The following is a 21187-nucleotide window of genomic DNA, read 5'->3' as shown; positions in this document are numbered from 1 at the left end:
TCCTATGCCGCGCCCCCGCCCCGATGTGAACCTTCCACCGACAGGGTGATGATGCCGGACAAGGATTCGCCCGGCGCGAGCACCCGCATCGGGCCGAGCCGCGCGAAGTCCGGCCGGTTCGGCGCATCCGGCAGGTGGGAGGAGGGCTCGACGCAGAGCACCGCCCGGTCGCGCGGGGCATAGACCTGAAGGTTCGTCGCCAGCGCGCCGGTGGCGGTCATGGTCAGGGTCAGCTCCGGCCAGGCGATCGTCGCGGTCCCGTCCCAGCCCGGGAAATGCGTGTCGAGGCCGAGGAAGACATCCTCGCCCCCATCCAGGCCGGGCGTGGGTTCCGCGGAAACCGGCAGGCAGCGCGCGTCATGAGTGCAGCGATGCGTCGCCCGGAAGGCGAGACGCGTTCCCGCGGGTCGCACGAACCAGGGATGCCAGCCGACGCCGAAGGCCAGGGGCTCGGCACCGCGGTTGGTGACGGTGAGGTCGAGGGTCAGCCTGTCGGTCGTCAGCGTCGTCGCCAGCCGCGCCTCGTAGCGATAGGGCGCGGCATTGACGGAGTGCACCAGCACGGCATGGTCGGGCGCGGCCTCGGCGACATCCCAGGCGCGGTCGCGCGACAGGCCGTGGATCGCCGTACCCTCGGGCACGCGGTTGATCGGCAGGCGATGCGGCCCCAGCCGGCCGCCATCCAGCCGATTCGCCCAGGGGATCATCCAGAAGGCGCCGAAGGGGCCGCCGAGGCGTGCTCCCTCTGGCGCGGGCACCAGGATCGCGTGGTCTCCGTGCCGCAGCAGCGTCATGCCGCCCCCATCCTCGGGCGCGAGGTCCGCTACCCAGGGCCCGGCATGCAGCCGCAGCATCGGCGTCAGCCTTCCAGATCGAAGGCGTCGCGCGGGGAGGGCGTCTTCCGCGAATATTCCGAGGTGGTGTAGCCGCCGCCCTGATAGCGCTCGGAGACGGGATCGGCCGTGATGGCTTCGACTTCCGAGCGCCAGGGCTCGGCGGAATCGAGCGGCGTCCAGTCGATGCGGTCGCGATGGTCCTTGCCCCAATAGGAGGCCGGATTGTTCGAGCAGGCCCATATCACCGCATGGCCGGCATGGATCGCGACGACGCAGCGTTCGACCAGCCGGGTGAGGTCGGCATAGGACAGCCAGGTGGACAGCATCCGGCGGTCGATCGGCTTCGGGAAGCAGGAGCCGATGCGCAGATTCACGTTCTCGACGCCATGCTTGTCCCAGTACATCCGGCCCATCAGCTCGCCATACGCCTTGGACAGGCCGTAGTAGCTGTCGGGGCGAAAGGCGCAGTCGTAGTCGAGCTTCGCCTCGTTGCCCTTCGGCCGTTCGTGGAAGCCGATGGAGTGGTTGGAACTCGCGAAGACGACGCGGGCGCCCTCGCGCCGTGCGGCCTCATAGACATGATATAGGCCGCGGAGGTTCGGGCCGATCACCGTCTCGAAGGGTTGGTCGGTGGACACGCCGCCGAAATGCAGGATGGCGGCGCAGCCCTCGGCCTGGCGCAGCAGGGCGACGCCGTCATTGATGTCGGCCTTCACGAAGGTCGCGCCGGCGGGCAGCGGGTCGGGGAAGGGCGCGATGTCGGTCAGGCGGAGCGTCCAGCCCTTCTCCGCCAATGTCTTCGCGAGGTGCCGGCCGAGATTGCCGGAGGCGCCCGTCAGCAGGACGGGCTTCGATGGTGCGGTCATGGTCAGCCTCCGTAGCCGAGCAGCAGGCGCGGCAGGGTCAGGGATATGGCCGGCCAATAGGTGGTCAGGGCCAGCGCGACAAGGATCGCGCCCCAGAAGGGAATGATGGTGCGCATGATCTGCTCGATGCGGATCTGCCCGATGGCGCAGCCGACGAAAAGCACGGCGCCGACCGGCGGTGTCGTCAGGCCGAGGCCGAGATTCATCATCATCACCATGCCGAACTGCACCGGGTCCATGCCGATCGCCGTCACCACCGGCAGGAAGATCGGCGTGGTGATCAGGATCAGTGCCGCCATGTCCATCACGCAGCCGAGCACCAGCAGGCAGAGATTGATCAGCACCAGGATGACGATGGGGCTGTCGCTGATGGCGAGCATGCCCTGCGTCAGGATGTCGGGCAGGCGGTACATGGCCAGCAGCCAGGCGAAGGCCGTCGCGGTGCCGACCAATAGGAAGACCACTGCCGTGGTGCGCACGCTCGATCGCACGGCGACGGTGAACTGTTCCCAGGACAGGGCGCGGTAGACCAGGAGCGTGACCAGCAGCGCCCAGATCGCCCCGAAGGCGGCGCTTTCCGTCACGGTGAAGACCCCGGTCAACACGCCGCCCAGGATGATGAAGGCGGTGAACAGCCCGGGAAGCGCATCGACGAAGGCCCAGAGCAGGTGGCGGAACCCCTTCCACCCATCCGCCGGATAGCCGCGCCGCACCGCCATCACATAGGCCGCGATGCCGAGGAAGAGGCACATCAGCACGCCCGGCACGATGCCCGCGATGAACAACGCCGAGACCGAGATGCCGCCCCCCGCCGCGAGGGAGTAGAGAATCATGTTGTGGCTCGGCGGGATCAGGATGCCGGCGATGGACGAGGTGACCGTCAGCGACACCGCATAGTCCACGCCATAGCCCTTGGACTTCATCGCCGGGATCAGGATGACGCCGGTCGCTGAGGTATCCGCCACCGCCGAACCCGAAATGCCGCCGAACAGCATGGACGTGGAGACGTCCACCATACCGAGCCCACCGCGCATCCAACCCACCGCCGCGCTGGCGAGCGCCACCAGCCGCCGCGCGATGCCGCCATGCAGCATGATCTCCCCGGCAAAGATGAAGAAGGGGATGGCGAGCAGCGCGAAGATGCTCATGCCGCTCGCCATCTGCTGGAAGGCGACGGCGGGGTTCAGGCCCTCGTAGATGAAGCCCGCGACCGCGGCGATACCGAGGCAGAAGGCGACCGGCACGCCGGCGATGACGCCGATTCCGAAGACCGCGAAGATCAGGAGCAGACCAGGTTCCACGCGCGCGTCACTCCAGGAAGGCGGCAGTGACGCCGCGCTGTTCCGGGCCTTCCTTGGACAGGAGGTCCTTCAGCAGCTGCTCGATGGCGTAGAGCACCATCAGCGCGCCGCCCGCGACCATCGGCACATAGGTCCAGCCCTGGCTGATGCCGAGCAGCGGGATCTTGAAGGCCGCGACCATGCCGACGAGTTCCCAGGACCACACCGCCATGCCGAGGCCGAACAGCCCCATCACCGCGTCGCAGCCCATCGCGATCCAGCGCTGCGCGCCGATCGGCAGCGATTCGCGTATCCCGAGGACGGAGAGGTGGAAGCGTTCGCGCACCCCGACCGCCGCGACCGGCATGGCGATGGCGAGGATGGCGAGGGTCGCCGCGCGCTCGATCCAGGTGGGCGTGTCGTTCAGCACGTAGCGGCCGAAGACCAGCCAGCCCATCATGGCAAGGAGGCCGACGAGCGCCGCGCCCGCCAGCCCCACCGTCAGCGCCGACAGGATGTCGAGCGCCCGCGAGAAGGCCTTCACGGCATCTCGCGGATCTGGCGCACCAGCGCCGCGAGGCGCGGATCCGACGCGTATTTCGCGTAGACCGGTTCCATCAGGGACGACCACGGCGTGCGGTCGGTGATCTCGATGACTGTCACGCCGGCAGCGACGACGCGCTCGCGCGAGACGCGCTCGCGTTCTGCCCAGGCGCGGCGCTGGATGGCGGCGGATTCGACAGCGGCGGCGCGCAGGATGGCGCGGTCCTGTTCATTCAGCCGCTGCCAGCGCTGGCGGGATACAGCGAGCACCTCTGGCACGTTGGAATGCTCGGTGGTGGTGTAGAAGCGCGCCACCTCGAAGTGGCGCGTTGATTCATAGGACGGCCAGTTGTTCTCCGCGCCGTCGATCACGCCGGACTGGAGCGAGGTGAAGACCTCGCCGAAGGGCAGGGGTGTCGGGTTCGCACCCAGCGCGCGCATCAGGTCGATCCAGAGGTCGGAGGTCTGCACGCGGATCTTCATGCCGCGCAGGTCCGCCGGCGTTCGCACCGGGCGCGTGGTGTAGAGGCTGCGCGCGCCGGCGTCGTACCAGGCCAGGGCGATGATGCCGATCTTCTCCAGGTCCTCGGCAATCGCCGCGCCGGCCGGCCCGTCGATCGCCGCCTGCATATGGGCGACGTTGCGGAACAGGAAGGGCAGCGTCACGACATTGGTGGACGGCGCCAGGTTGTTGAAGGGCGAGAGGTTGAAGTTCGCGAAGTCGATGGTCCCGAGGCGCATCTGCTGGATCGCCTCGTCCTGCTGGCCGAGCTGCGCGGAATGGAAGGTGCGCATGCGGATGCGGTTATTGGTCTGCTCACCCACCATGCGCGTGAAGGCATCCATGCCGATGCCGTTCGGGTAGTCCGCGGCATGGATGTTCCAGCCGCGCCATTCCTGCGCCGCGGCGGGGGCGGCGGTGAGGCCGAAGACGCCGAGCGCGGCAGCCGCGACGGCAGCGAACAAGGCGCGGCGGGGCCGCGTGGTGCTGGGGGTCATGGATGTCTCCTCGAACGGGGGCGGTGGGCCGCCCCTCGGGTGCTTAACTGCAATAGCAGATGGCAGTGTGAAGCGCGTCCTTGCCCGGCGTCAACGGCGACGGTGTTACGGCCGGCGCGGCTTCCGTTCGGGCGCCGGCAGGACGCCGTTGGTCACCAGGGAGCGCAGGATGTGGTGCCGCATGCGTGCTTCGGCCAGCGCCGGGTCGCGCTTCTTCAGCGCGGCGACGATGCCGCGATGTTCGACCAACGCCTTCGGCAGGTCGCGTGGGGTGCTGCCCACCGCCCGATGCCGGCCGAGATTGTCGTAGGCGCGCAGGGAGGCGAGGGAACGAATGAGAAAGAGGTTGCCCGTCGCCCGGTGGATCAGGGCGTGGAATTCCTCATTCGCTTCGTCGATGGTGTCGTGGTCGGCGGCATCGGTGCCGGATTTCATGCGTTTCAGGACGGCGGCGATGGCAGCGAGTGATTCGGCATCCATGCGCTCGGCAGCCAGCGCGCAGGCCACGCCTTCCAACGCGGCGCGGATGCGGCCGAGTTCGCCGAGCTGCGCCGGGCCCATCTCTGCGACCACCGTGCCGCGGCGCGGCAGGGTGACGACCATGCCGTCCTGTTCGAGCCGCCGCAGTGCCTCCCGCACCGGCTGGGCGGAGATGCCGAGTTCGCCCGCGATGCTGCGTTCCGAGATCTTCCGCCCGGCTGGCAGCCTTCCCTGCACGATCGATTCGCGCAGGCGACGATAGGCGCGCTCGCCGAGGGAGAGCGTGTCCTCCTCGGCCAGCGGCGCGAGTCTCCCCGGGGCTGTCCTGCCAGCGGCCATGGACAACTGCCATAGCAGTTGGCAGCCTTGTCGGGAAGCGATTGGAGGAGGAGCCGACGCCATGCCCCGCAAGCGACCCGAGGATCTGCGCAGTCACCGCTGGTTCGGCGTCGAGGATCTGCGCGCCTTCGGCCATCGCAGCCGGATGCTGCAGGCAGGCTTTGCCGAGAGCGATTTCCGCGGCAAGCCGGTGATCGGCATCATCAACACCTGGTCGGAACTCAGCCCCTGCCATTTCCACTTCCGCACGCGGGCGGAGGAAGTGAAGCGCGGCGTCTGGCAGGCCGGCGGCTTCCCGGTCGAACTGCCGGCGCATCCGGTGACAGAGCAGTACCAGAAGCCGACCTCGATGCTGTATCGCAACCTCCTCGCGATGGAGACGGAGGAGCTGGCGCGTAGCCATCCCTGCGATGGGCTGGTGCTGCTGGGCGGCTGCGACAAGACGCCGCCGGGGCTGATGATGGGGGCGATCTCGTCCGGCCTGCCCTCGATCTTCGTGCCGGCGGGGCCGATGCTGCGCGGCAACTGGCGTGGGAAGACGCTCGGTTCGGGATCCGATGTCTGGAAGTATCATGCGGAGCTGCGCGCGGGGAACATCACGCCCGAGCAATGGAAGGACATGGAAGGCGGCATCGCGCGATCCTTCGGCACCTGCATGACGGCGGGCACGGCCGCGACGATGATGCTGGCGGTCGAGGCGCTGGGCTTCACCCTGCCTGGTGCGTCCTCGATCCCCGCCGCCGATTCCGCCCATCCGCGCATGGCGACGGAATCCGGCAAGCGCATCGTCGAGATGGTCTGGGAGGACCTGACGCCCCAGGCCATCATCACCGAGGGCAGCGTGGATAATGCCGTGACCACCACCATGGCTTTCGGGGGGTCCACCAATGCCATCCCGCACCTGATTGCCATGGCGCGGCGCGCGGGGGTGATGCTCGACCTCGAGCGCTTCGACCGGTTGTCTGCGCGCGTGCCGCTTCTCGCCAATCTCCGCCCGAATGCCGGCGAGAAGCTGATGGAGGATTTCTTCTACGCCGGCGGTGCGCGCGCCTTCATGAAGCGCATTGCCGATTATCTGGATCTCTCCGCGAAGACGGTCACCGGCAAGACGGTTGGCGAGAACATCGCGACCGCCGAGGTCTTCGACGAGAGCGTCATCCTGCCGCTCGACAAGCCCTTGCAAGAGGAAGGCGGACTCGCCGTGCTGAAGGGCTCGCTCGCGCCCAACGGGGCGGTGATCAAGACCAGCGCGTCCGAACAGCGTCTGCTGCAGCACACCGGTCCGGCCGTGGTGTTCGAGAACTATGCCGATCTCAAGAAGCGGCTTGACGACCCTGACCTCGACGTGACGGCTGATTCCGTGCTGGTGCTGAAGCAGGCCGGGCCGCAGGGCGGGCCGGGCATGCCCGAATGGGGCATGCTGCCGCTACCGCAGAAACTGCTGAAACAGGGCGTGCGCGATATGGTGCGGATTTCCGATGCGCGCATGTCCGGCACCTCCTATGGCACCTGCGTGCTGCATGTCGCGCCCGAAAGCCATGTCGGCGGGCCGCTCGCCTTCGTGCAGGACGGCGACCTGATTCGGCTGGATGTCGCGAACCGGAAGCTCGACCTGCTGGTGGACGACGCCGAGATGGAACGCCGCCGCGCCGCCTGGACACCGCCGCCGCGGCGGTACGGGCGGGGGTGGACGTCGCTCTATCTCGACAACGTCACTCAGGCGGATGAGGGCTGCGACCTGCGCTTCCTGGAAGGGACGCTGCCGACGCCGGAGCCGGATATCTACTAGCATCTCCGCCTGTCATCGCGGGCGGTTGGAGATCTGGGCGCGGGGCGATCGGGCGTTGTTGGCGATGGACGGCGGCCCCGCCCCTTCCCACACCTCACCCTGCCAATGGCTTTGGAAACCTCGATCCTGTGATTGGCAGGGTGCGTCATGCGGCATGATGCGTGCGCCCTGCGCCCGGACATGGTCCGGTCCACGTATGCGGCGCGCGTTGAACAACGATGCGCAGCTTGCCGGCCCGGCGCCAGGTATCGGTTTCCAAAGGCCTCGTGGCCTTTGGCGGGTGGGGGGAACGGGGGAGGGCAGAGCCCTTCCCCCTTCGCCCGTTTCCGTGCGCGCCTGGCGCCGAACCCCCGCCGCGGCCCTTCCGGCGATCGGTGAGCCGCCTTCGTCCCGTCCTGCGTTCAGTGCCCGCTCGACAGCATTGCGTTGGACTCCTCGAACCGCTTGATCACGTTCGCGGAATCGTAGGGGCGTTCGTCCAGCGTCTCCGGGTCCCATTCGCTGCGATGGGCGGCGAAGAAGTCGCCGCCATAGACGTGCAGGGCGCCGGTCAGGCGGGGGATCGGGTTCGTCACCGAATGGATGATATCCTTGCCCAGCACCGTGCAGTCGCCGGTGCCGATCGCCTTGGCGCCGGCGGCCTCGATGTGGTGGCCATCGCCCTCGGCGATGCGGCGCCAGAAGATGTTGTCCTCGCGCCCGCCGTAGATGCCGATGCAGGCCCACATGCGATGGTCGTGTGGCTGCAAGGTCATATAGGGGCCCCACGCCAGGTTCAGGATGGTCAGGTCCGGCGAGCGGTAGAGTGCCACCAGACCGGCCTTGGTCGGCTCGCCCAGGGCGCGGATGACACTGGCATGGTCGGCAACGGCCCGGGCGACGACCTCGCGCACCGCCTTGTGGCTGCTGTCCTCGGCGATGGCGTCGCGGCAGTCGGTGATGAAACGGTCGAGATCAAACATGGCGGTTCCTCCGGTCCGAGGGGATATTCTGCTCATGCGCAGGCCGTGAGCAAAAGGTTACGCACTGCGTCGCGCCGAAGCACGCCAATTCCTCCTCCGGCCGGCCGGCGCCGCGCCCCCGCTTGCCGCCTGTCCGCCCGGGGACCAAAGATGGCCGCGCATTGCGTGAGGGGGATTGCGCCAGCATGAGGACCATCGTCGAAGCCGCCGCCGCGCTGGCGGCCGGGCACACCAGCGCCGCAGCCCTGACCGAGGCCTCCCTCGCCCGCATCGCCGATCCGGCCGGGGAGGGCGCGCGTGCCTTCACCGCCGTGCATGCCGACAGCGCGCGGGCCTCGGCCGCGGCGATGGATGCGCTGCGCGCGGCGGGCCGGGCGCCTTCCGCCTATGCCGGCATCCCGATCAGCATCAAGGACCTCTATGACGAGGCCGGGGTCACGACCAAGGCGGGTTCGGTGGTGCTGAGGGGGGCGCCGGCGGCCAAGGCGACCGCGCCCACCGTGCAGCGGCTCATCCGCGCGGGCTTCGTCATCCTGGGCCGCACCAACATGACGGAGTTTGCCTTCTCGGGCCTCGGCGTGAACCCGCATTACGGCACGCCGAAAAGCCCGTGGGATCGTGCGACGGGGCGGCTGCCGGGCGGATCCTCGGCCGGGGCGGGTGTCGCGGTGGCGGATGGGATGGGCTTCGCGGGCCTGGGCACCGACACGGGCGGGTCCTGCCGCATCCCGGCCGCGCTGTGCGGCGTGGTGGGATGGAAGCCGACGGCGAAGCGCGTGCCAATCACCGGCATCCTGCCGCTCGCGGCCTCGCTCGATTCCGCAGGGCCGCTGGCGCGCGGCGTCGCGGATTGCGCCATCGTCGACGCCATCATGGCGGGCGAGGAAGACCCCGTCGCGCCGAAGCCGCTGCCGATGAAGGGGCTGCGGCTCGGCCTGCCGCGCGGCACCTTCCTGACCGACAGCATGGACGGCACCGTGGCCGCCGTCTTCGGCCGGACCCTGACGCGACTGTCGGCCGCCGGCGCACAGGTGATCGAATTCGATGTGCCGGAGCTCGAGCAGATCCCCGCCGCCAACGCCACGGGCGGTTTCGCGGCGAGCGAGGCCTGGGCCTGGCACCACCGCCTGGTCGCCGAGGGTGCGGATCGCTACGACCCGCGCATCCTGAAGCGCATCCGCCGCGGCGAGGCGATGTCGGCGGCCGACTACGTGAACCTCGTCGCCGAACGGGCGCGCATCATCGCCGCGGTCGCGCCGCGCACCGCGCCCTTCGACGCGGTGATCTGCCCGACCGTGCCCCTGGTCCCGCCGGCCATTGCCGAAGTGGCGGATGAGGCCGAATACAACCGCATCAACATGCTGCTGCTGCGCAACACCAGCGTGGGGAATTTCCTCGACCGCTGCTCCATCAGCCTGCCCTGTCAGGTGGCGGGCGAGGCGCCGGTGGGACTGATGCTGACGGGGCCGCATATGGGCGATGCGCGGCTGTTCCAGGTCGCGGCGGCGGTCGAGGCGGCGCTCGCCGCGTGACCCCGCGTTTCGGGTCCCTGCGCGACGGCCCATCCCCCGACGCGCAGGGCGCAGAAACCTTCACCGAACTCGCCGCCTCCGGCGCGGCGCGGGTCGAGCGCATCGCGTCACGGTCGGTGCGGGGCGGCGAATGGTACGACCAGCCCTGGCCGGAATTCGTGCTGCTGGTGGCCGGGAGCGCAACGCTCGCCTTCGCCGATGGCACGACCCGCGCCCTGCATCCCGGCGATTGGTGCCTGCTGCCGGCGGGCTGCCGCCATCGTGTCGCGGAAACCGGCGAGCAGGCCCTCTGGCTAGCCGTCCACCTGCCGCCCGGGGCTATTCCCCCGGCAGCTTGATGCCCGTCATCGCCTGCCAGACGCGGATGACGAAGCCGTCATCCTTGCCGCCCTGGCCCATGGCCCGCGCCGCGGTGAACAATTGCTGCGCCTGGGAGGCGAGCGGCACAGGGAAATCCAGCCCCCGCGCCATGTCGGTGACCAGGCCGAGATCCTTCACGAAGATGTCCACCGCGCTGCGCGGGGCGTCGTCGCCGTCCAGCACGCGGGCCATGCGGTTCTCGAACATCCAAGAATTGCCGGCGGCACTCGTCACCACCTCGTAGAGCTGCCGCGGATCGGCGCCGGCGCGGATGCCGAGGGCCATCGCCTCTGCCGCCACGGCGATATGCACGCCGGCCAGGAGCTGGTGCACCACCTTCACCGTCGCCCCGATGCCCGGCTCCTCGCCGAGGTTCCACACCTTGGTCGCGATGGCATCGAGCACCGGCCCCGCCGCGCCGAAGGCGTTCGCCGGGCCGGAGGCCATGACGGTCATCGCCCCCTCCCGCGCCCGCACCGCGCCGCCCGACACCGGCGCGTCCAGATACAGCACCTGCCGTTCCGCCGCCTTCCTGGCCAGCGCCCGCGCCGCGTCCGGCCCCATCGTCGCGGAACTGACGATCACCGCGCCGGGGGCAAGGCGCGGCAGCGCGCCGTCTTCCCCGAACAGCGCGGCCTCGGTCTGCGCGGCGTTGACCACCAGCACGACCAGCGCCTCGGTATCCTGGGGAAGCTCGGAGGCTTTCGCGGCGACCGCGCCGCCCGCGGCGGCGAATTCCGCCCGCGCCGCCTCCCGCATGTCGCAGCCGGTCACTTCATGCCCGGCGCGCAGCAGGCTCAGCGCCGCGCCCATACCCATGCTGCCCAGACCGATGACGCCGACCTTCATGAGCGACTCCCCCGCTTTCCGGCGGGCAGGCTGGCGATGGCGCGGCAGGCGGTCAACGCGTGATCGCAACCACCGCCTGCACGACCGCCGCGACCGCGGCGAGGATCAGCGCCATGCGCGCCAGGCGATGCGGCGGCGGCAGGGGCAATCAGGGCCTCGGTCGCGATCGCCGGCCCTGCCGGGCGATCAGCGACCGCAGCAGGTCCTTGATCGCCGCGACATCCGGGTGGCGGGCGACGACCTCGGCCTCATGCGCCCGGGCGGCGGTGAGCAGGTCATTCAGCATCGCCTCCCCTTTCGGCGCCAGGTGCACCCGCACCAGTCGCCGGTCCCGCGCATCCTGCTGCCGCGTCACCAGCCCGTCGCGCTCCATGCGGTCGAGCACCTTCGTCATGGTTGGCTGCTGCAACAGGCAGGCCTCGGCCAACATGGTCACCGTCTCCGGCCCACCGGACAGCGTGGCAAGGACACGCCAGACCGGGACGGAGACGCCGCGCGCCCGCAGCCGGTCATGAAACTCCGCCGAGATGACATGCGAGGCGCGCGCGAGCAGGGACAGCAGATAATCGTCCACGAAACGAGGCGCGGCGTTTTGTGATTCCATGGCTGGCAATCCGACCGGGAGCGGAAAGATTAGACGCCTTGTACGGTCAGAGTCTTGCGTTCCGTACTATTTTTTCTGCCAGACAGTGAAATTCAACCATGCTGTGCAACATGATATGTCAACGCAACCGTCCGGTGGTGCGACGCTGGTCATAAGCACGCGCATGGATGAGGGCTGCCTCGTGCGCCTCCTCCGGCACGCCGGCGCGGCGCGCTGCCTCCAGCAGGAAGCCCAGGATGTGGTCGGCCTCGGTCCGGCCGCCAGCCTCGATGTCGCGCAGCATCGAGGTGCCGTAGGCGCTCGCCGGATCGGCGAAGAGCGCGCGGTATTCGGCCAGGAAAGCCTCCGTCACCGGAAAGCCATTGGCCGCGGCGATGGCGGCGTTGCGTTCGAGCAGGCGGTGCAGGAAGGGAGTGCCGCCGGCGCGCACGATCTCGCCCACCTGGGCCCGCATCAGCACCGTGCCGATGGCGCTGGTACCGAGATGGACCAGCTTCTCCCACATTCGCGCCATGACGTCCGGGACGGCCCGAGCGGCGACACCCTTGCACGGCGCGAAGGCGGCCTCGATGGCGCGCACGCGGTCCGACAGCCGGCCTTCGCGCTCCCCGAAGGTGATCCAGCGCCAGTCGTTCAACTGCCGCACCAGCCCGTCGGCCGCCAGCGTCGCCTGGATCTTGGCCAAGCCGCCCAGCACGCGATCCGGGCCGAAGGCGTCGACCAGGCGATCGAGATGCGACAGCCCGTTCAGCACCGGAAGGATCGCGGTGCGCCCGTCCACGCCGGGGCGGATGGCGGCGATCGCATCCTCGAGGTCGTAGGCCTTGCAGGATAGCAGCACCACGTCCCAACCGGGCCGAAGCTCATCGGTCGTCAGCGCCGTGACCGGGCCGCGCCAGGCGCCGAAGGGGCTTTCGATCCGCAGCCCGTCCCGGGCGAGGGTGGTCCGACGCGCCGGCCGGACCAGAAAGGTGACCTCGGCCGACGCAGCCTCGACCAGCCGTCCGCCAAAATAGCCGCCCAGGGCGCCTGCCCCGAGCACCAGGATGCGCATGGTCGTTTCCCCCCGACTTCCGTCCGTGAAGCCTAGGCGCGGCGGCGGCGGGGCGCCATCGGGGAGAGCGGGGCCGCGGTGCGGCCAGGAGGGGCCTTGTCCGCGTCCGGGCCTATGTGCCGCCCGACCGGTGAGGTTGGAATCGGAGGGGTCCTGCCCCTCCGAACCTCCCCGCCAAGTGCTTGGAGCACTTGGAACGCAGGACGCTGGTGCCGGGCGGGAAGATCATGTCGTCCCCCTGAAGCGCGTTCCGTGCGCAACCGTGGGTCTTGGTGCCTGTCCTGACAGGGCCGAACGACGTCATCTATTCGGCTTCGATAAGCCCCGTGGCCTTTGGTGGGGTGGTCTGGAGGGGCGAGGCCCCTCCATCTCCAGGGCGCAAGCAGCGGAGTGATCAGGAGAGCCCAGGCCGCACAGCCGCCGGGGCCTGCCTTGTCACAGCGCCCGGTTCGCGCGCGCCAGCACCGCCTCGAACAGCACTTGGCAGCCGGCTTCGGCTTCCTCGGGCTGGATGCTTTCGGCCTCGTTGTGGCTGAGACCATCCTTGCAGGGCGTGAAAATCATCGCCGTCGGCACCGACCGCGCGACATAGACCGCATCGTGGCCCGCGCCGGAGATGATCTCCCGCGCCGAGAAGCCCAACCGCTTCGTCGCCTGGCGCACCAGATCGACGCAGGACGAGTCGAAGGGCTGCGCGGGGATGACGAACAGCTCGGTGAGGTCGAGCGTGCAGCCCGTCGCCGCGACCAGGGCCTTCGCCTGCTCGGGGAAGGTCTTCGCGAGGCCTTGGATCTGCGCGTCGTCCGGGTGGCGGAATTCGACGCTGAAGCGGACCTCGCCGGGGACGACGTTGCGGGATGCGAGCGGTATCTGCAGGAAGCCGACCGTGCCGCGGCCGTCCTCGCCGCGCGCGCGCATCAGCTCGTCGACCAGGGTGATGACCTTCGCGGCGGCGACCAGCGCATCTTTGCGGGCAGAAGGCGGCGTGGTGCCGGCGTGGCTGTCCTGGCCATGGATCACCGCATCGTACCAGACCTGCGCCTGCGCGCCGGTGACGATGCCGATCTGCTTGCCTTCCTTCTCCAGGATCGGGCCCTGCTCGATATGCAGCTCGAAATAGGCATCGGCCGGGAAGGGCCTGGCGGGATGCTCACCCTTGTAGCCGATCTGGTCGAGCGCCTCGCCGACCGTCACGCCGTCCACGTCCTTCAGGGCGTAGGTCTTGTCCTGCGGATAGATGCCGGCCCAGACGCCGGACCCCATCAGGGAGTGGCCGAAGCGGGAGCCTTCCTCATCGGTCCAGTTCACCAGCTCGATCGGCGCCTCGGTGGTGATGGCGAGGTCGTTGAGCGACCGCATCACCTCGAGCCCCGCAATGACGCCGAGCGCGCCGTCGAACTTGCCGCCGGTCGGCTGGCTGTCGAGGTGGCTGCCCATCAGCACCGGCAGGCGATTGGGGTCACGGCCCGCCCGGCGGGCGAACATGTTGCCCATGGCGTCCACGCGCACCGTCAGGCCCAGCGCCTCGCACCAGCCCTTGAAGCGGTCGCGGCCGGCCTTGTCCACATCGGTCAGCGTCAGGCGCTTCACGCCACCCTTCGGGGTTGCGCCAATCTCGGCCATGGTCATCAGGCTGTCCCACAGGCGCTTGCCGTCGATGCGCTGATTGGTGCCGCTCATCCTGCCTTGATCCCCAACGCTGTCCGGCCCGGCCGATACGCCGCGCGCGGCGGCCTGTCCACCACCCCGCGCCGGGCGGCGCGGGGCATGCATCGCGGCGGCGGCGAGTTCAATATCCATTCCTGCCAATTCAATCGACGCCGATCAAAGTCGGAATAGAAATGTGCCGTCTATACTTTTCGAATTGTTCAAGTCACCAGGAGTCGCGGCGACAGTCGATACCCCCTGTCCTGCCCCCTGACAGACCGGGGGTGTTGCATTGCACTGCGGATTGCTGCATGGGAGGTGAGGGTAGCCGATCGGCTGCCTGCGAATTCAACAGTGTACTGACGCTGGAGACCGTCGCGCACCGCCGGGTGCGCATCCCCCGAAATGGCTCGTGCAGCCAGAACCACCAGGAGTGTCCCCCCATGGGGTTCCAATGCCCTGCCTCGCGGCACCAGGCGCAGAAGCGCGCCAACGAGACCAGCTTGGATCGTGAACCGGCCCGCCCGCGTGGCCGTGTCCTCCGCATCGCGGCGAGCGTCGCGGTGATGGGTCTGTCCACCATGACCATCGGCTGCGCCCAGTCGCCCGACGCGGTGACGGCCGATGGCACCACCACCCCGCCGGCCACGGTCGAGCGGCCCGCGGGTCAGGCCCAGACGGGCATGGCATCCTACTACAGCCATCGCTTCAACGGCCGGCGCATGGCGAGCGGCGCCCCCTTCGATCCGGGCTCCGACACCATCGCCCACCGCACCCTGCCCTTCGGCACGCTGGTGCGCGTGACCAACCTGCGCAACGGCCTCACCACGACGGGCACCGTGCAGGATCGCGGCCCCTGGACCCGCGGCCGCATCGCCGACCTCAGCCCGCGCATCGCGCGCCAGATCGACATGATCCGCTCCGGCGTCGCCCAGGTGGAGATCGTGCCGGTCGAGATCGCCGAAGCGCCGGAGTGATCTGCCGGGCGCGGGGTTCACGCCCCGCGCAGCCTGACCTGCTGCGCCAGGTAATCGATGAAGGCCCGGATGCGGCTCGGCAGATGCCCGCCCTGGCCGAGATAGACGGCGTGCACCGCTTCGGTGTCGCCAGGGTTCAGATCTTCCAGCACGCGCACCAGGCGGCCGGCCGCGATGTCGGCGCCCACATGGAACAGCGCGTGCCGTGCCAGACCCACTCCGGCGACGGCCAGTTCGCGTGAGATTTCCCCGTCCCCCGCCTGGATCGTGCCGGTCGCCGGCACGGTGACGATGCCCGCGCCCGCGCGGAAGGGCCATTCCTCGAAGGTCCGCGCGAAGTTGAAGCCGATCAGGTTGTGCGTGGCGAGGTCCGCCACCGTGCGCGGTATCCCGCGGCGCGCCAGGTAGGACGGCGCGGCGACGACGGCCATGCCGCTCTCCCCCAGCTTGCGCGCCATCAGCGCCGACCCGTGCAGCGGTCCGACCCGGATCGCGACATCCGCGCGCTGTTCCATCAGGTCCACCACCTGGTCGGACAGCACGATGTCGAGCGTGACCTCGGGATGCCGCGCCAGGAAGTCGGGCACCAGCGGGAGCAGGTAGATCCGGCCGAAGGGCACGCTGGCATTCACGCGGATGCGCCCGCGTGGCGCCGTGCCGGCGGCCGCCTCGCGCTCGGCCTCCTCGATATCGGCGAGGATGCGCAGGCAGCGTTCATGGAAGGCGTGGCCTTCCGGCGTGAGCTGCAACCCGCGCGTGGACCGGTTCACCAGCCGGGTGCCGAGCCGCGCCTCCAGCCGCGCGATCAGCTTGCTGACCGCCGAAGGCGTCATGCGCAGCGACCGCGCCGCCGCCGAGAACCCCTTCAGCGCCACCACGCGGACGAAGACCTCCATCTCGGCGGAACGATTGGTTTCGGCGCGGGGCATTGTGACTTCATATCACAGGTGATGTGCCAGACGAGCCTCTGGTTCATGCTGCACCCGCGGCCATCTCGCGGCGCAACCATTCTGCTGCTGTCTGGAGGCCCCCGTGCCGATTGCCGTCTATGCCCTCACCGCTGGTGCCTTCGGCATCGGCGTCACCGAATTCGTCATCATGGGCCTGTTGCTGCAGGTCTCGGCGGATCTCGGCGTGTCCATCCCGGCCGCTGGGTTGCTGGTGTCGGGCTATGCGCTCGGCGTCTTCATCGGCGCGCCGGTGCTGACCATCGCCACGCGCAATCTGCCGCGGAAGACCGTGCTGATCGCGCTGATGGTGATCTTCACCCTCGGCAACCTGGCCTGCGCGCTGGCGCCGAACTACGCGGCGCTGATGGCCGCGCGCGTGCTGACCGCGCTCGCCCATGGCACCTTCTTCGGCGTCGGTTCGGTGGTCGCCGCCGGGCTGGTGGCGCCGGAACGCCGCGCCTCGGCCATCGCGCTGATGTTCACGGGCCTGACCGTGGCAACGCTGCTCGGCGTGCCCTTCGGGGCCTGGCTTGGCCTTGAATATGGCTGGCGCGCGACCTTCTGGGCGGTCGCCGGCATCGGCGTCTTCGCCGTGGCCGTACTGGCCCTGCTGGTGCCGCGCGATACCGCCGGGGTGGAACCCGTGCACCTCGCCGAGGAACTCGCCGTGCTGCGCCGACCGCAGGTGCTGCTCGGCCTGTTGATGACGGTGCTCGGCTTTGGCGGCGTCTTCGCGGTGTTCAGCTACATCCAGCCGATCCTCGTCACCATTGCCGGGTTCTCCGAGGAAGCCGTGTCGCCGATCCTGCTCATCTTCGGCGTCGGGCTGATCCTGGGCAACCTGGTCGGCGGACGGCTCGCGGACTGGCGGCTGATGCCGGCCCTATTCGCCACTCTCGCCGCGCTGGTCGTGATCATGCTGCTGGCGACCTTCGCCGTGCATGAGCGCATCGCCGCCATCGCCTGCGTCGGGCTGCTGGGCGCGGCCGCTTTCGCCACCGTGGCGCCGCTGCAGCTCCGCGTGCTGGAAGCGGCCGGCGGGGCCGGGCAGACGCTGGCGTCGAGCCTGAACATCGCGGCGTTCAACCTGGGCAACGCGCTCGGCGCCTGGCTCGGCGGGGTGGTGATCGACCACGGGCCGGGGCTTGGCGCCGTGACCGCCGTCGCGGCGCTGATGCCGGCGGGCGCGATCGCAGTGGCGCTGTGGAGCGTCACGCTGGAACGGCGGGGGGCGGTGGCCGCTCGGGCGTGAGGCGCGCCGGAGGGGGCAAAGCCCCCTCCATGCGCTATCGCCCCGGCATGACGCTTGCGTGCTGCCCCCGGCGATGGACACCATCGCACCCATGGCTGGATCGATCCGCTTCATTCTCAACGGGCAGGCCGTCACGCTGCCCGAAGGGACCTCCCCCACCACGACGCTGCTCGACTGGCTGCGCGGGCCGGGGCGGCTGCCCGGCACGAAGGAAGGCTGCGCCGAGGGCGATTGCGGGGCCTGTACGGTGGTGCTCGAACACGGGCCCACGCGCATGCCGGTCAATGCCTGCCTGATGCTCCTGGGCCAGGCTGCCGGCCAGTCCATCCGCACGGTGGAGGGGCTGCGCGACGCCGCCGGCGAGCCCCACCCGGTGCAGCGCGCCCTGGCCGAACATGACGGCACGCAATGCGGCTTCTGCACGCCGGGGATCGTCATGTCCGCCTGGGCCTGGACGCGGGAGGGCGGCGATCCGCATGAGGCGCTGGCAGGGAATCTCTGCCGCTGCACGGGCTATCGTCCGATCCTCGAGGCCATGGACGAGATGATGGATGACGGCGTGGCCGCGCCGGATTCCCTGCCCACGCCGCGCGAGATCGCGACCGCGTCCCAGCGCTTCTTTCTGCCCCACAGCGTGGCCGAACTGGTGGCACTGCGCGCCGCGCACCCGCAGGCCTGGCTGCTGGCCGGCGGCACCGATCTCGGCCTGCGCGTGTCCGAACACCGCGAGGCGCCCGATGCGGTCATCGGGCTGCTGAACGTCGCGGGGCTGCAGGACCTCGATATCGGGCCGGAGGGCATCACGGCCGGCGCGGCGCTGCCCTACGCACGGCTTCTCGACACCTGCGCGGCGGATGCCGATTTCGCGCCCTTCGCGGCGCTGCTGCGGCGGCTGGGGTCGCGCCAGATCCGCAGCATGGGGACGCTTGGGGGCAATCTCGGCACGGCAAGCCCGATCGGGGATTCCATCCCACCGCTGATCGCGCTGGGGGCGACGGTCACGCTCGCCTCGCCGCGCGGCGAACGCAGCATGCCGGTCGAGGACTTCATCACCGGCTATCGCAGCAGCGCCCTTGCGGCGGACGAGGTCATCATCCGCATCACCATCCCCCGCCCGCCGCCGGGCACGCTGCTACGCTGCGAGAAGCTGTCGAAACGCCACGACCAGGACATCGCGACGGTGGGCCTGTCTGTGCTGCTGAACTTCCGCGATGGCGCCGTCGCCACGGCGCGCATCGCCCATGGCGGCTGCGGGCCGCGCGCGGCGCGGGCAAGCGCAGCCGAGGCGGCGCTGATCGGCGCGCCCTTCGATGCGGCCACTGCCGATCGCGCGGCGATGGCATTGGAGGCGGAGATCGCGCCGCTCTCCGACCTGCGCGGCAGCGCCGAATACCGGCGCATCGCCGCGGGCAATCTGTTGCGGCGCCTGGCCCTGCGCGGTGCGGGCGGCGTGGCGGAAGTCATGGCCGTGCCCACGCCGCACACCACGGGGCTCGTCGCATGAACGCCACGGTCGGCCGTCCCATCGCCCACGATAGCGCCCTGGGCCACGCCACCGGCGCCGCGCGCTTCGCCGACGACCTGCCGGAACCGCCCGGCCTGCTACACGGTGCACTGGTGCTCTCGCCCGTCGCGCATGGGCGGCTGGATGCGCTCGACATCCCCGACCTGCCGGGCGTGGTGCGCGTCATCGCCGCCGCTGACATCATCGGTCCGAACGACATCTCCGGTTCCGGCAAGGCCGGCGAGCCGCTCCTCACCGACGGCGTGCTGCGCCATCACGGGCAACCCATCGCACTGGTGCTCGCCGAGACGCGCGACGCCGCGCTGCGCGCCGCCCAGGCGATCAAGCCGGCCATCACGCCACTGCCGGCGCTGCTCGACCCTGAGGAGGCTCTGGCGCGCGAAGATTATCTGATGCCGCCGCAGATCATCACGCGCGGCGACGTCCCGGAGGCCTTCGCCGCCGCGCCGCGGATCGCGGAAGGGCGCTTCCAGGCGGGCGGGCAGGAACACTTCTACCTCGAATCCCAAATCGCGCTGGCCGTGCCGGGCGAGGATGGCGAGATCGCCGTCACCTCCTCCACCCAGCACCCGACCGAGGTGCAGCACATCGTCGCCCGCATCCTCGGCTGCGACTACAACCGCGTGCCCGTCACCTGCCGGCGCATGGGCGGCGGCTTCGGCGGCAAGGAGAGCAATGCCTCCTGGATCGCGGCCGCTGCCGCGCTCGGCGCGCGCCTGACCGGCCGCCCGGTGAAGCTGCGCCCGCCGCGCAAGGCGGACATGGCCGCGACCGGCAAGCGCCATCCCTTCCTGTTCCGCTGGAAGGCCAGCTTCGACGCGGCGGGGCGCATCCTGGCGCTGGAAGCAACGCTCGCCGCCGATGGCGGGCACAGCCTCGACCTCACGCCCGGCGTGGTGTTCCGCGCCCTGACCCATGCGCTGAACTGCTACGACGTGCCGGCGGTGCGGCTGACCGCGCTCGCGCTGCGCACCAACACCGTCTCCCACACCGCCTTCCGCGGCTTCGGCGGCCCGCAGGGTGTGCTGCTGATGGAGGACGTCATCCGCGGCGTCGCGCGCGCCACCGGCCTGCCGCCCGAGACCGTGCGCGAGCGCAACTTCGCCGGCGGCGGCAACGGCACGCACACACCCTATGGCCAGGCGCTGGAAGGTGACCTGATCCGCCGCGTCTGGGCCGAATGCAGGGACGACGCGCGCTGGGATGACCGCCGTGCCGAGATCGCCGCCTTCAACGCGTCGCACCCTTACCTGCGGCGCGGGCTGGGATCCTTCGTGCTGGCCTTCGGCATCTCCTTCGGCGTCCGCCACCTGAACCAGGCGGGGGCGCTGGTGCATGTCTATGCCGACGGCTCGATCCGCCTGAACCATGGCGGCACCGAGATGGGCCAGGGCCTCAACGTCAAGATCGCCCAGGTGGTGGCCGAGACCTTCGGCGTGCCGCTCGACCGCGTGCGCATCACCGCGACCTCGACCGCTGAGGTACCGAACACATCGCCGACGGCGGCCTCCACTGGCAGCGACCTGAATGGCTGGGCCGCGCATCTTGCCGCCACCACGATCCGCACCCGCATGGCCGAGGTCGCCGCTGCTCTGTGGGATGTCCCCGCCGACGCCGTCTGTTTCGCCGAAGACCGCGCCTTCGTCGACCGACCCGGCGACAACCGCGCCATGGGGTTCGGGGAGCTCGCGCATCGCTGCTGGATCGAGCGCGTCTCGCTCTCCGCCACGGGTTTCTACCGCACGCCCGACATCCATTGGGACCCGGTGGCGATGACGGGCGAGCCCTTCTTTTACTTCTCCTACGGCGCCTCGGTCGCCGAGGTGGTGGTCGACACGCTGACCGGCGAGCATCGCGTGCTGCGCGCCGACCTGGTGCAGGATTGTGGCCGGTCGCTCAACCCCGCCATCGACCGCGGCCAGATCGAGGGCGCCTTCGTGCAGGGCATGGGCTGGCTGACCTGCGAGGAACTGGTCTGGGATGCGGAGGGCCGGCAGCGCACACTCGGCCCGTCCACCTACAAGATCCCGGGATCGCGCGACGTGCCGCCATCCTTCAACGTCCGGCTGCTGTCGGATGCGCCGGCGCGCTCGGACACGATCTTCCGGTCGAAGGCCGTGGGCGAGCCTCCGCTGATGCTGGCGACGGCCGTGTGGAACGCGCTGCGCGACGCGACCGGGGTGGAACGCCTGGATCTGCCGGCGACACCCGATCGCATCCTGCGCGCCTTGCGGGGCTCAAGCAGATCCCAATCAGGTGGAATCACCGGATCGGGTGACGATCTTCGCAGGAACTGAGGGCCGTCGACGGGCGCCGGGGCGACCGGGATCGGCTCCCGCGCGG

Annotated in this window: 19 protein-coding genes; 7 read left to right on the top strand and 12 right to left on the bottom strand. The window is 69.9% G+C overall.

Translation table 11 applies throughout. The features are described 5' to 3' along the window. Window positions 1–2: 2 nt before the first annotated feature. The 6 genes from KPL78_RS09810 to KPL78_RS09785 form a co-directional block, all read right to left on the bottom strand. Window positions 3–854: an aldose epimerase family protein gene (locus KPL78_RS09810; RefSeq protein WP_219762763.1), complete on the bottom strand. Its 852-nt coding sequence runs from the start codon at window positions 852–854 to the stop codon at window positions 3–5. Window positions 855–859: 5 nt separating this feature from the next. Continuing rightward, on the bottom strand, window positions 860–1702 hold the full coding sequence (locus tag KPL78_RS09805) for an NAD-dependent epimerase/dehydratase family protein (protein WP_219762762.1): 843 nt from the start codon (window positions 1700–1702) through the stop codon (window positions 860–862). Window positions 1703–1704: 2 nt separating this feature from the next. Further along, the gene (locus tag KPL78_RS09800) at window positions 1705–3003 is read right to left on the bottom strand and encodes a TRAP transporter large permease (protein WP_219762761.1); all 1299 of its coding nucleotides are present in this window, start codon (window positions 3001–3003) and stop codon (window positions 1705–1707) included. Between the two features lie 7 nt (window positions 3004–3010). Continuing rightward, window positions 3011–3526, bottom strand: a complete 516-nt coding sequence (locus KPL78_RS09795) for a TRAP transporter small permease (RefSeq protein WP_219762760.1) — start codon at window positions 3524–3526, stop codon at window positions 3011–3013. Next, window positions 3523–4524: a TRAP transporter substrate-binding protein gene (locus KPL78_RS09790; protein ID WP_219762759.1), complete on the bottom strand. Its 1002-nt coding sequence runs from the start codon at window positions 4522–4524 to the stop codon at window positions 3523–3525. The genes KPL78_RS09795 and KPL78_RS09790 overlap by 4 nt, the downstream gene beginning before the upstream one ends. Before the next feature lie 105 nt (window positions 4525–4629). Continuing rightward, entirely contained in the window at window positions 4630–5343 is a 714-nt protein-coding gene (locus KPL78_RS09785; RefSeq protein WP_219762758.1) for a GntR family transcriptional regulator, read from the bottom strand. Between the two features lie 61 nt (window positions 5344–5404). On the opposite strand from KPL78_RS09785, the gene araD reads away from it, so the two are divergent. Then, entirely contained in the window at window positions 5405–7132 is a 1728-nt protein-coding gene (gene araD, locus KPL78_RS09780) for an L-arabinonate dehydratase (RefSeq protein ID WP_219762757.1), read from the top strand. Window positions 7133–7533: 401 nt separating this feature from the next. Here the strand turns inward: araD and KPL78_RS09775 are convergent, their stop codons facing one another. Further along, on the bottom strand, window positions 7534–8094 hold the full coding sequence (locus KPL78_RS09775) for a cysteine dioxygenase family protein (protein WP_219762756.1): 561 nt from the start codon (window positions 8092–8094) through the stop codon (window positions 7534–7536). Between the two features lie 185 nt (window positions 8095–8279). On the opposite strand from KPL78_RS09775, the gene KPL78_RS09770 reads away from it, so the two are divergent. Beyond that, window positions 8280–9626: an amidase gene (locus KPL78_RS09770; RefSeq protein WP_219762755.1), complete on the top strand. Its 1347-nt coding sequence runs from the start codon at window positions 8280–8282 to the stop codon at window positions 9624–9626. After that, complete coding sequence (locus tag KPL78_RS09765; RefSeq protein WP_219762754.1) at window positions 9623–9964, top strand: cupin domain-containing protein; 342 nt, start codon at window positions 9623–9625, stop codon at window positions 9962–9964. Before KPL78_RS09770 ends, KPL78_RS09765 begins: the two co-directional genes overlap by 4 nt. On the opposite strand, the gene ltnD is transcribed toward KPL78_RS09765, so the two are convergent. The 4 genes from ltnD to KPL78_RS09745 all read right to left on the bottom strand — a co-directional run bounded on the left by ltnD (window position 9945) and on the right by KPL78_RS09745 (window position 14173). Further along, complete coding sequence (ltnD, locus tag KPL78_RS09760; RefSeq protein WP_219762753.1) at window positions 9945–10835, bottom strand: L-threonate dehydrogenase; 891 nt, start codon at window positions 10833–10835, stop codon at window positions 9945–9947. The two genes, KPL78_RS09765 and ltnD, sit on opposite strands and share 20 nt — an antisense overlap. Before the next feature lie 148 nt (window positions 10836–10983). Beyond that, window positions 10984–11439, bottom strand: coding sequence for a MarR family winged helix-turn-helix transcriptional regulator (locus tag KPL78_RS09755; protein WP_219762752.1), 456 nt, complete (start codon window positions 11437–11439; stop codon window positions 10984–10986). 118 nt (window positions 11440–11557) lie between these two features. Beyond that, window positions 11558–12493 carry a ketopantoate reductase family protein gene (locus tag KPL78_RS09750; protein ID WP_219762751.1) on the bottom strand — a complete coding sequence of 312 codons (936 nt, stop codon included), beginning with the start codon at window positions 12491–12493 and terminating at the stop codon, window positions 11558–11560. Window positions 12494–12928: 435 nt separating this feature from the next. After that, window positions 12929–14173, bottom strand: coding sequence for a Zn-dependent hydrolase (locus KPL78_RS09745; protein ID WP_219762750.1), 1245 nt, complete (start codon window positions 14171–14173; stop codon window positions 12929–12931). Window positions 14174–14643: 470 nt separating this feature from the next. On the opposite strand from KPL78_RS09745, the gene KPL78_RS09740 reads away from it, so the two are divergent. Then, window positions 14644–15117 carry a septal ring lytic transglycosylase RlpA family protein gene (locus KPL78_RS09740; RefSeq protein ID WP_255568828.1) on the top strand — a complete coding sequence of 158 codons (474 nt, stop codon included), beginning with the start codon at window positions 14644–14646 and terminating at the stop codon, window positions 15115–15117. A gap of 17 nt (window positions 15118–15134) precedes the next feature. Here KPL78_RS09740 and KPL78_RS09735 read toward each other — a convergent pair whose 3' ends face one another. Further along, the gene (locus tag KPL78_RS09735) at window positions 15135–16046 is read right to left on the bottom strand and encodes a LysR family transcriptional regulator (protein WP_219762749.1); all 912 of its coding nucleotides are present in this window, start codon (window positions 16044–16046) and stop codon (window positions 15135–15137) included. Window positions 16047–16149: 103 nt separating this feature from the next. Here KPL78_RS09735 and KPL78_RS09730 point away from each other — a divergent pair, with 103 nt between their 5' ends. The 3 genes from KPL78_RS09730 (at window position 16150) to xdhB (ending at window position 21141) form a co-directional block, all read left to right on the top strand. Beyond that, entirely contained in the window at window positions 16150–17319 is a 1170-nt protein-coding gene (locus KPL78_RS09730; RefSeq protein ID WP_219762748.1) for an MFS transporter, read from the top strand. A gap of 91 nt (window positions 17320–17410) precedes the next feature. Next, a complete protein-coding gene (locus KPL78_RS09725) occupies window positions 17411–18823 on the top strand; it encodes a xanthine dehydrogenase small subunit (protein ID WP_219762747.1) in 1413 nt (470 codons plus the stop codon). Next, window positions 18820–21141, top strand: a complete 2322-nt coding sequence (gene xdhB, locus KPL78_RS09720) for a xanthine dehydrogenase molybdopterin binding subunit (protein WP_219762746.1) — start codon at window positions 18820–18822, stop codon at window positions 21139–21141. Before KPL78_RS09725 ends, xdhB begins: the two co-directional genes overlap by 4 nt. Window positions 21142–21187: the final 46 nt, after the last annotated feature.

The organism is Roseomonas alba, from assembly GCF_019430885.1.
In the GTDB taxonomy this organism is placed as follows: domain Bacteria; phylum Pseudomonadota; class Alphaproteobacteria; order Acetobacterales; family Acetobacteraceae; genus Neoroseomonas; species Neoroseomonas alba.
The sequence above is the reverse complement of the archived record's forward strand: the minus strand, read 5'-3'. Positions and strand labels throughout refer to the sequence as shown.

Coding starts and splice junctions, on each gene's coding strand:
- KPL78_RS09810 (WP_219762763.1), bottom strand. CDS start 854: ATGCTGCGGCTGCATGCCGGGCCCTGGGTAGCGGACCTCGCGCCCGAG.
- KPL78_RS09745 (WP_219762750.1), bottom strand. CDS start 14,173: ATGAGCGGCACCAATCAGCGCATCGACGGCAAGCGCCTGTGGGACAGC.
- KPL78_RS09805 (WP_219762762.1), bottom strand. CDS start 1,702: ATGACCGCACCATCGAAGCCCGTCCTGCTGACGGGCGCCTCCGGCAAT.
- KPL78_RS09775 (WP_219762756.1), bottom strand. CDS start 8,094: ATGTTTGATCTCGACCGTTTCATCACCGACTGCCGCGACGCCATCGCC.
- xdhB (WP_219762746.1), top strand. CDS start 18,820: ATGAACGCCACGGTCGGCCGTCCCATCGCCCACGATAGCGCCCTGGGC.
- araD (WP_219762757.1), top strand. CDS start 5,405: ATGCCCCGCAAGCGACCCGAGGATCTGCGCAGTCACCGCTGGTTCGGC.
- KPL78_RS09785 (WP_219762758.1), bottom strand. CDS start 5,343: ATGGCCGCTGGCAGGACAGCCCCGGGGAGACTCGCGCCGCTGGCCGAG.
- KPL78_RS09735 (WP_219762749.1), bottom strand. CDS start 16,046: ATGCCCCGCGCCGAAACCAATCGTTCCGCCGAGATGGAGGTCTTCGTC.
- ltnD (WP_219762753.1), bottom strand. CDS start 10,835: ATGAAGGTCGGCGTCATCGGTCTGGGCAGCATGGGTATGGGCGCGGCG.
- KPL78_RS09755 (WP_219762752.1), bottom strand. CDS start 11,439: ATGGAATCACAAAACGCCGCGCCTCGTTTCGTGGACGATTATCTGCTG.
- KPL78_RS09750 (WP_219762751.1), bottom strand. CDS start 12,493: ATGCGCATCCTGGTGCTCGGGGCAGGCGCCCTGGGCGGCTATTTTGGC.
- KPL78_RS09770 (WP_219762755.1), top strand. CDS start 8,280: ATGAGGACCATCGTCGAAGCCGCCGCCGCGCTGGCGGCCGGGCACACC.
- KPL78_RS09790 (WP_219762759.1), bottom strand. CDS start 4,524: ATGACCCCCAGCACCACGCGGCCCCGCCGCGCCTTGTTCGCTGCCGTC.
- KPL78_RS09725 (WP_219762747.1), top strand. CDS start 17,411: ATGGCTGGATCGATCCGCTTCATTCTCAACGGGCAGGCCGTCACGCTG.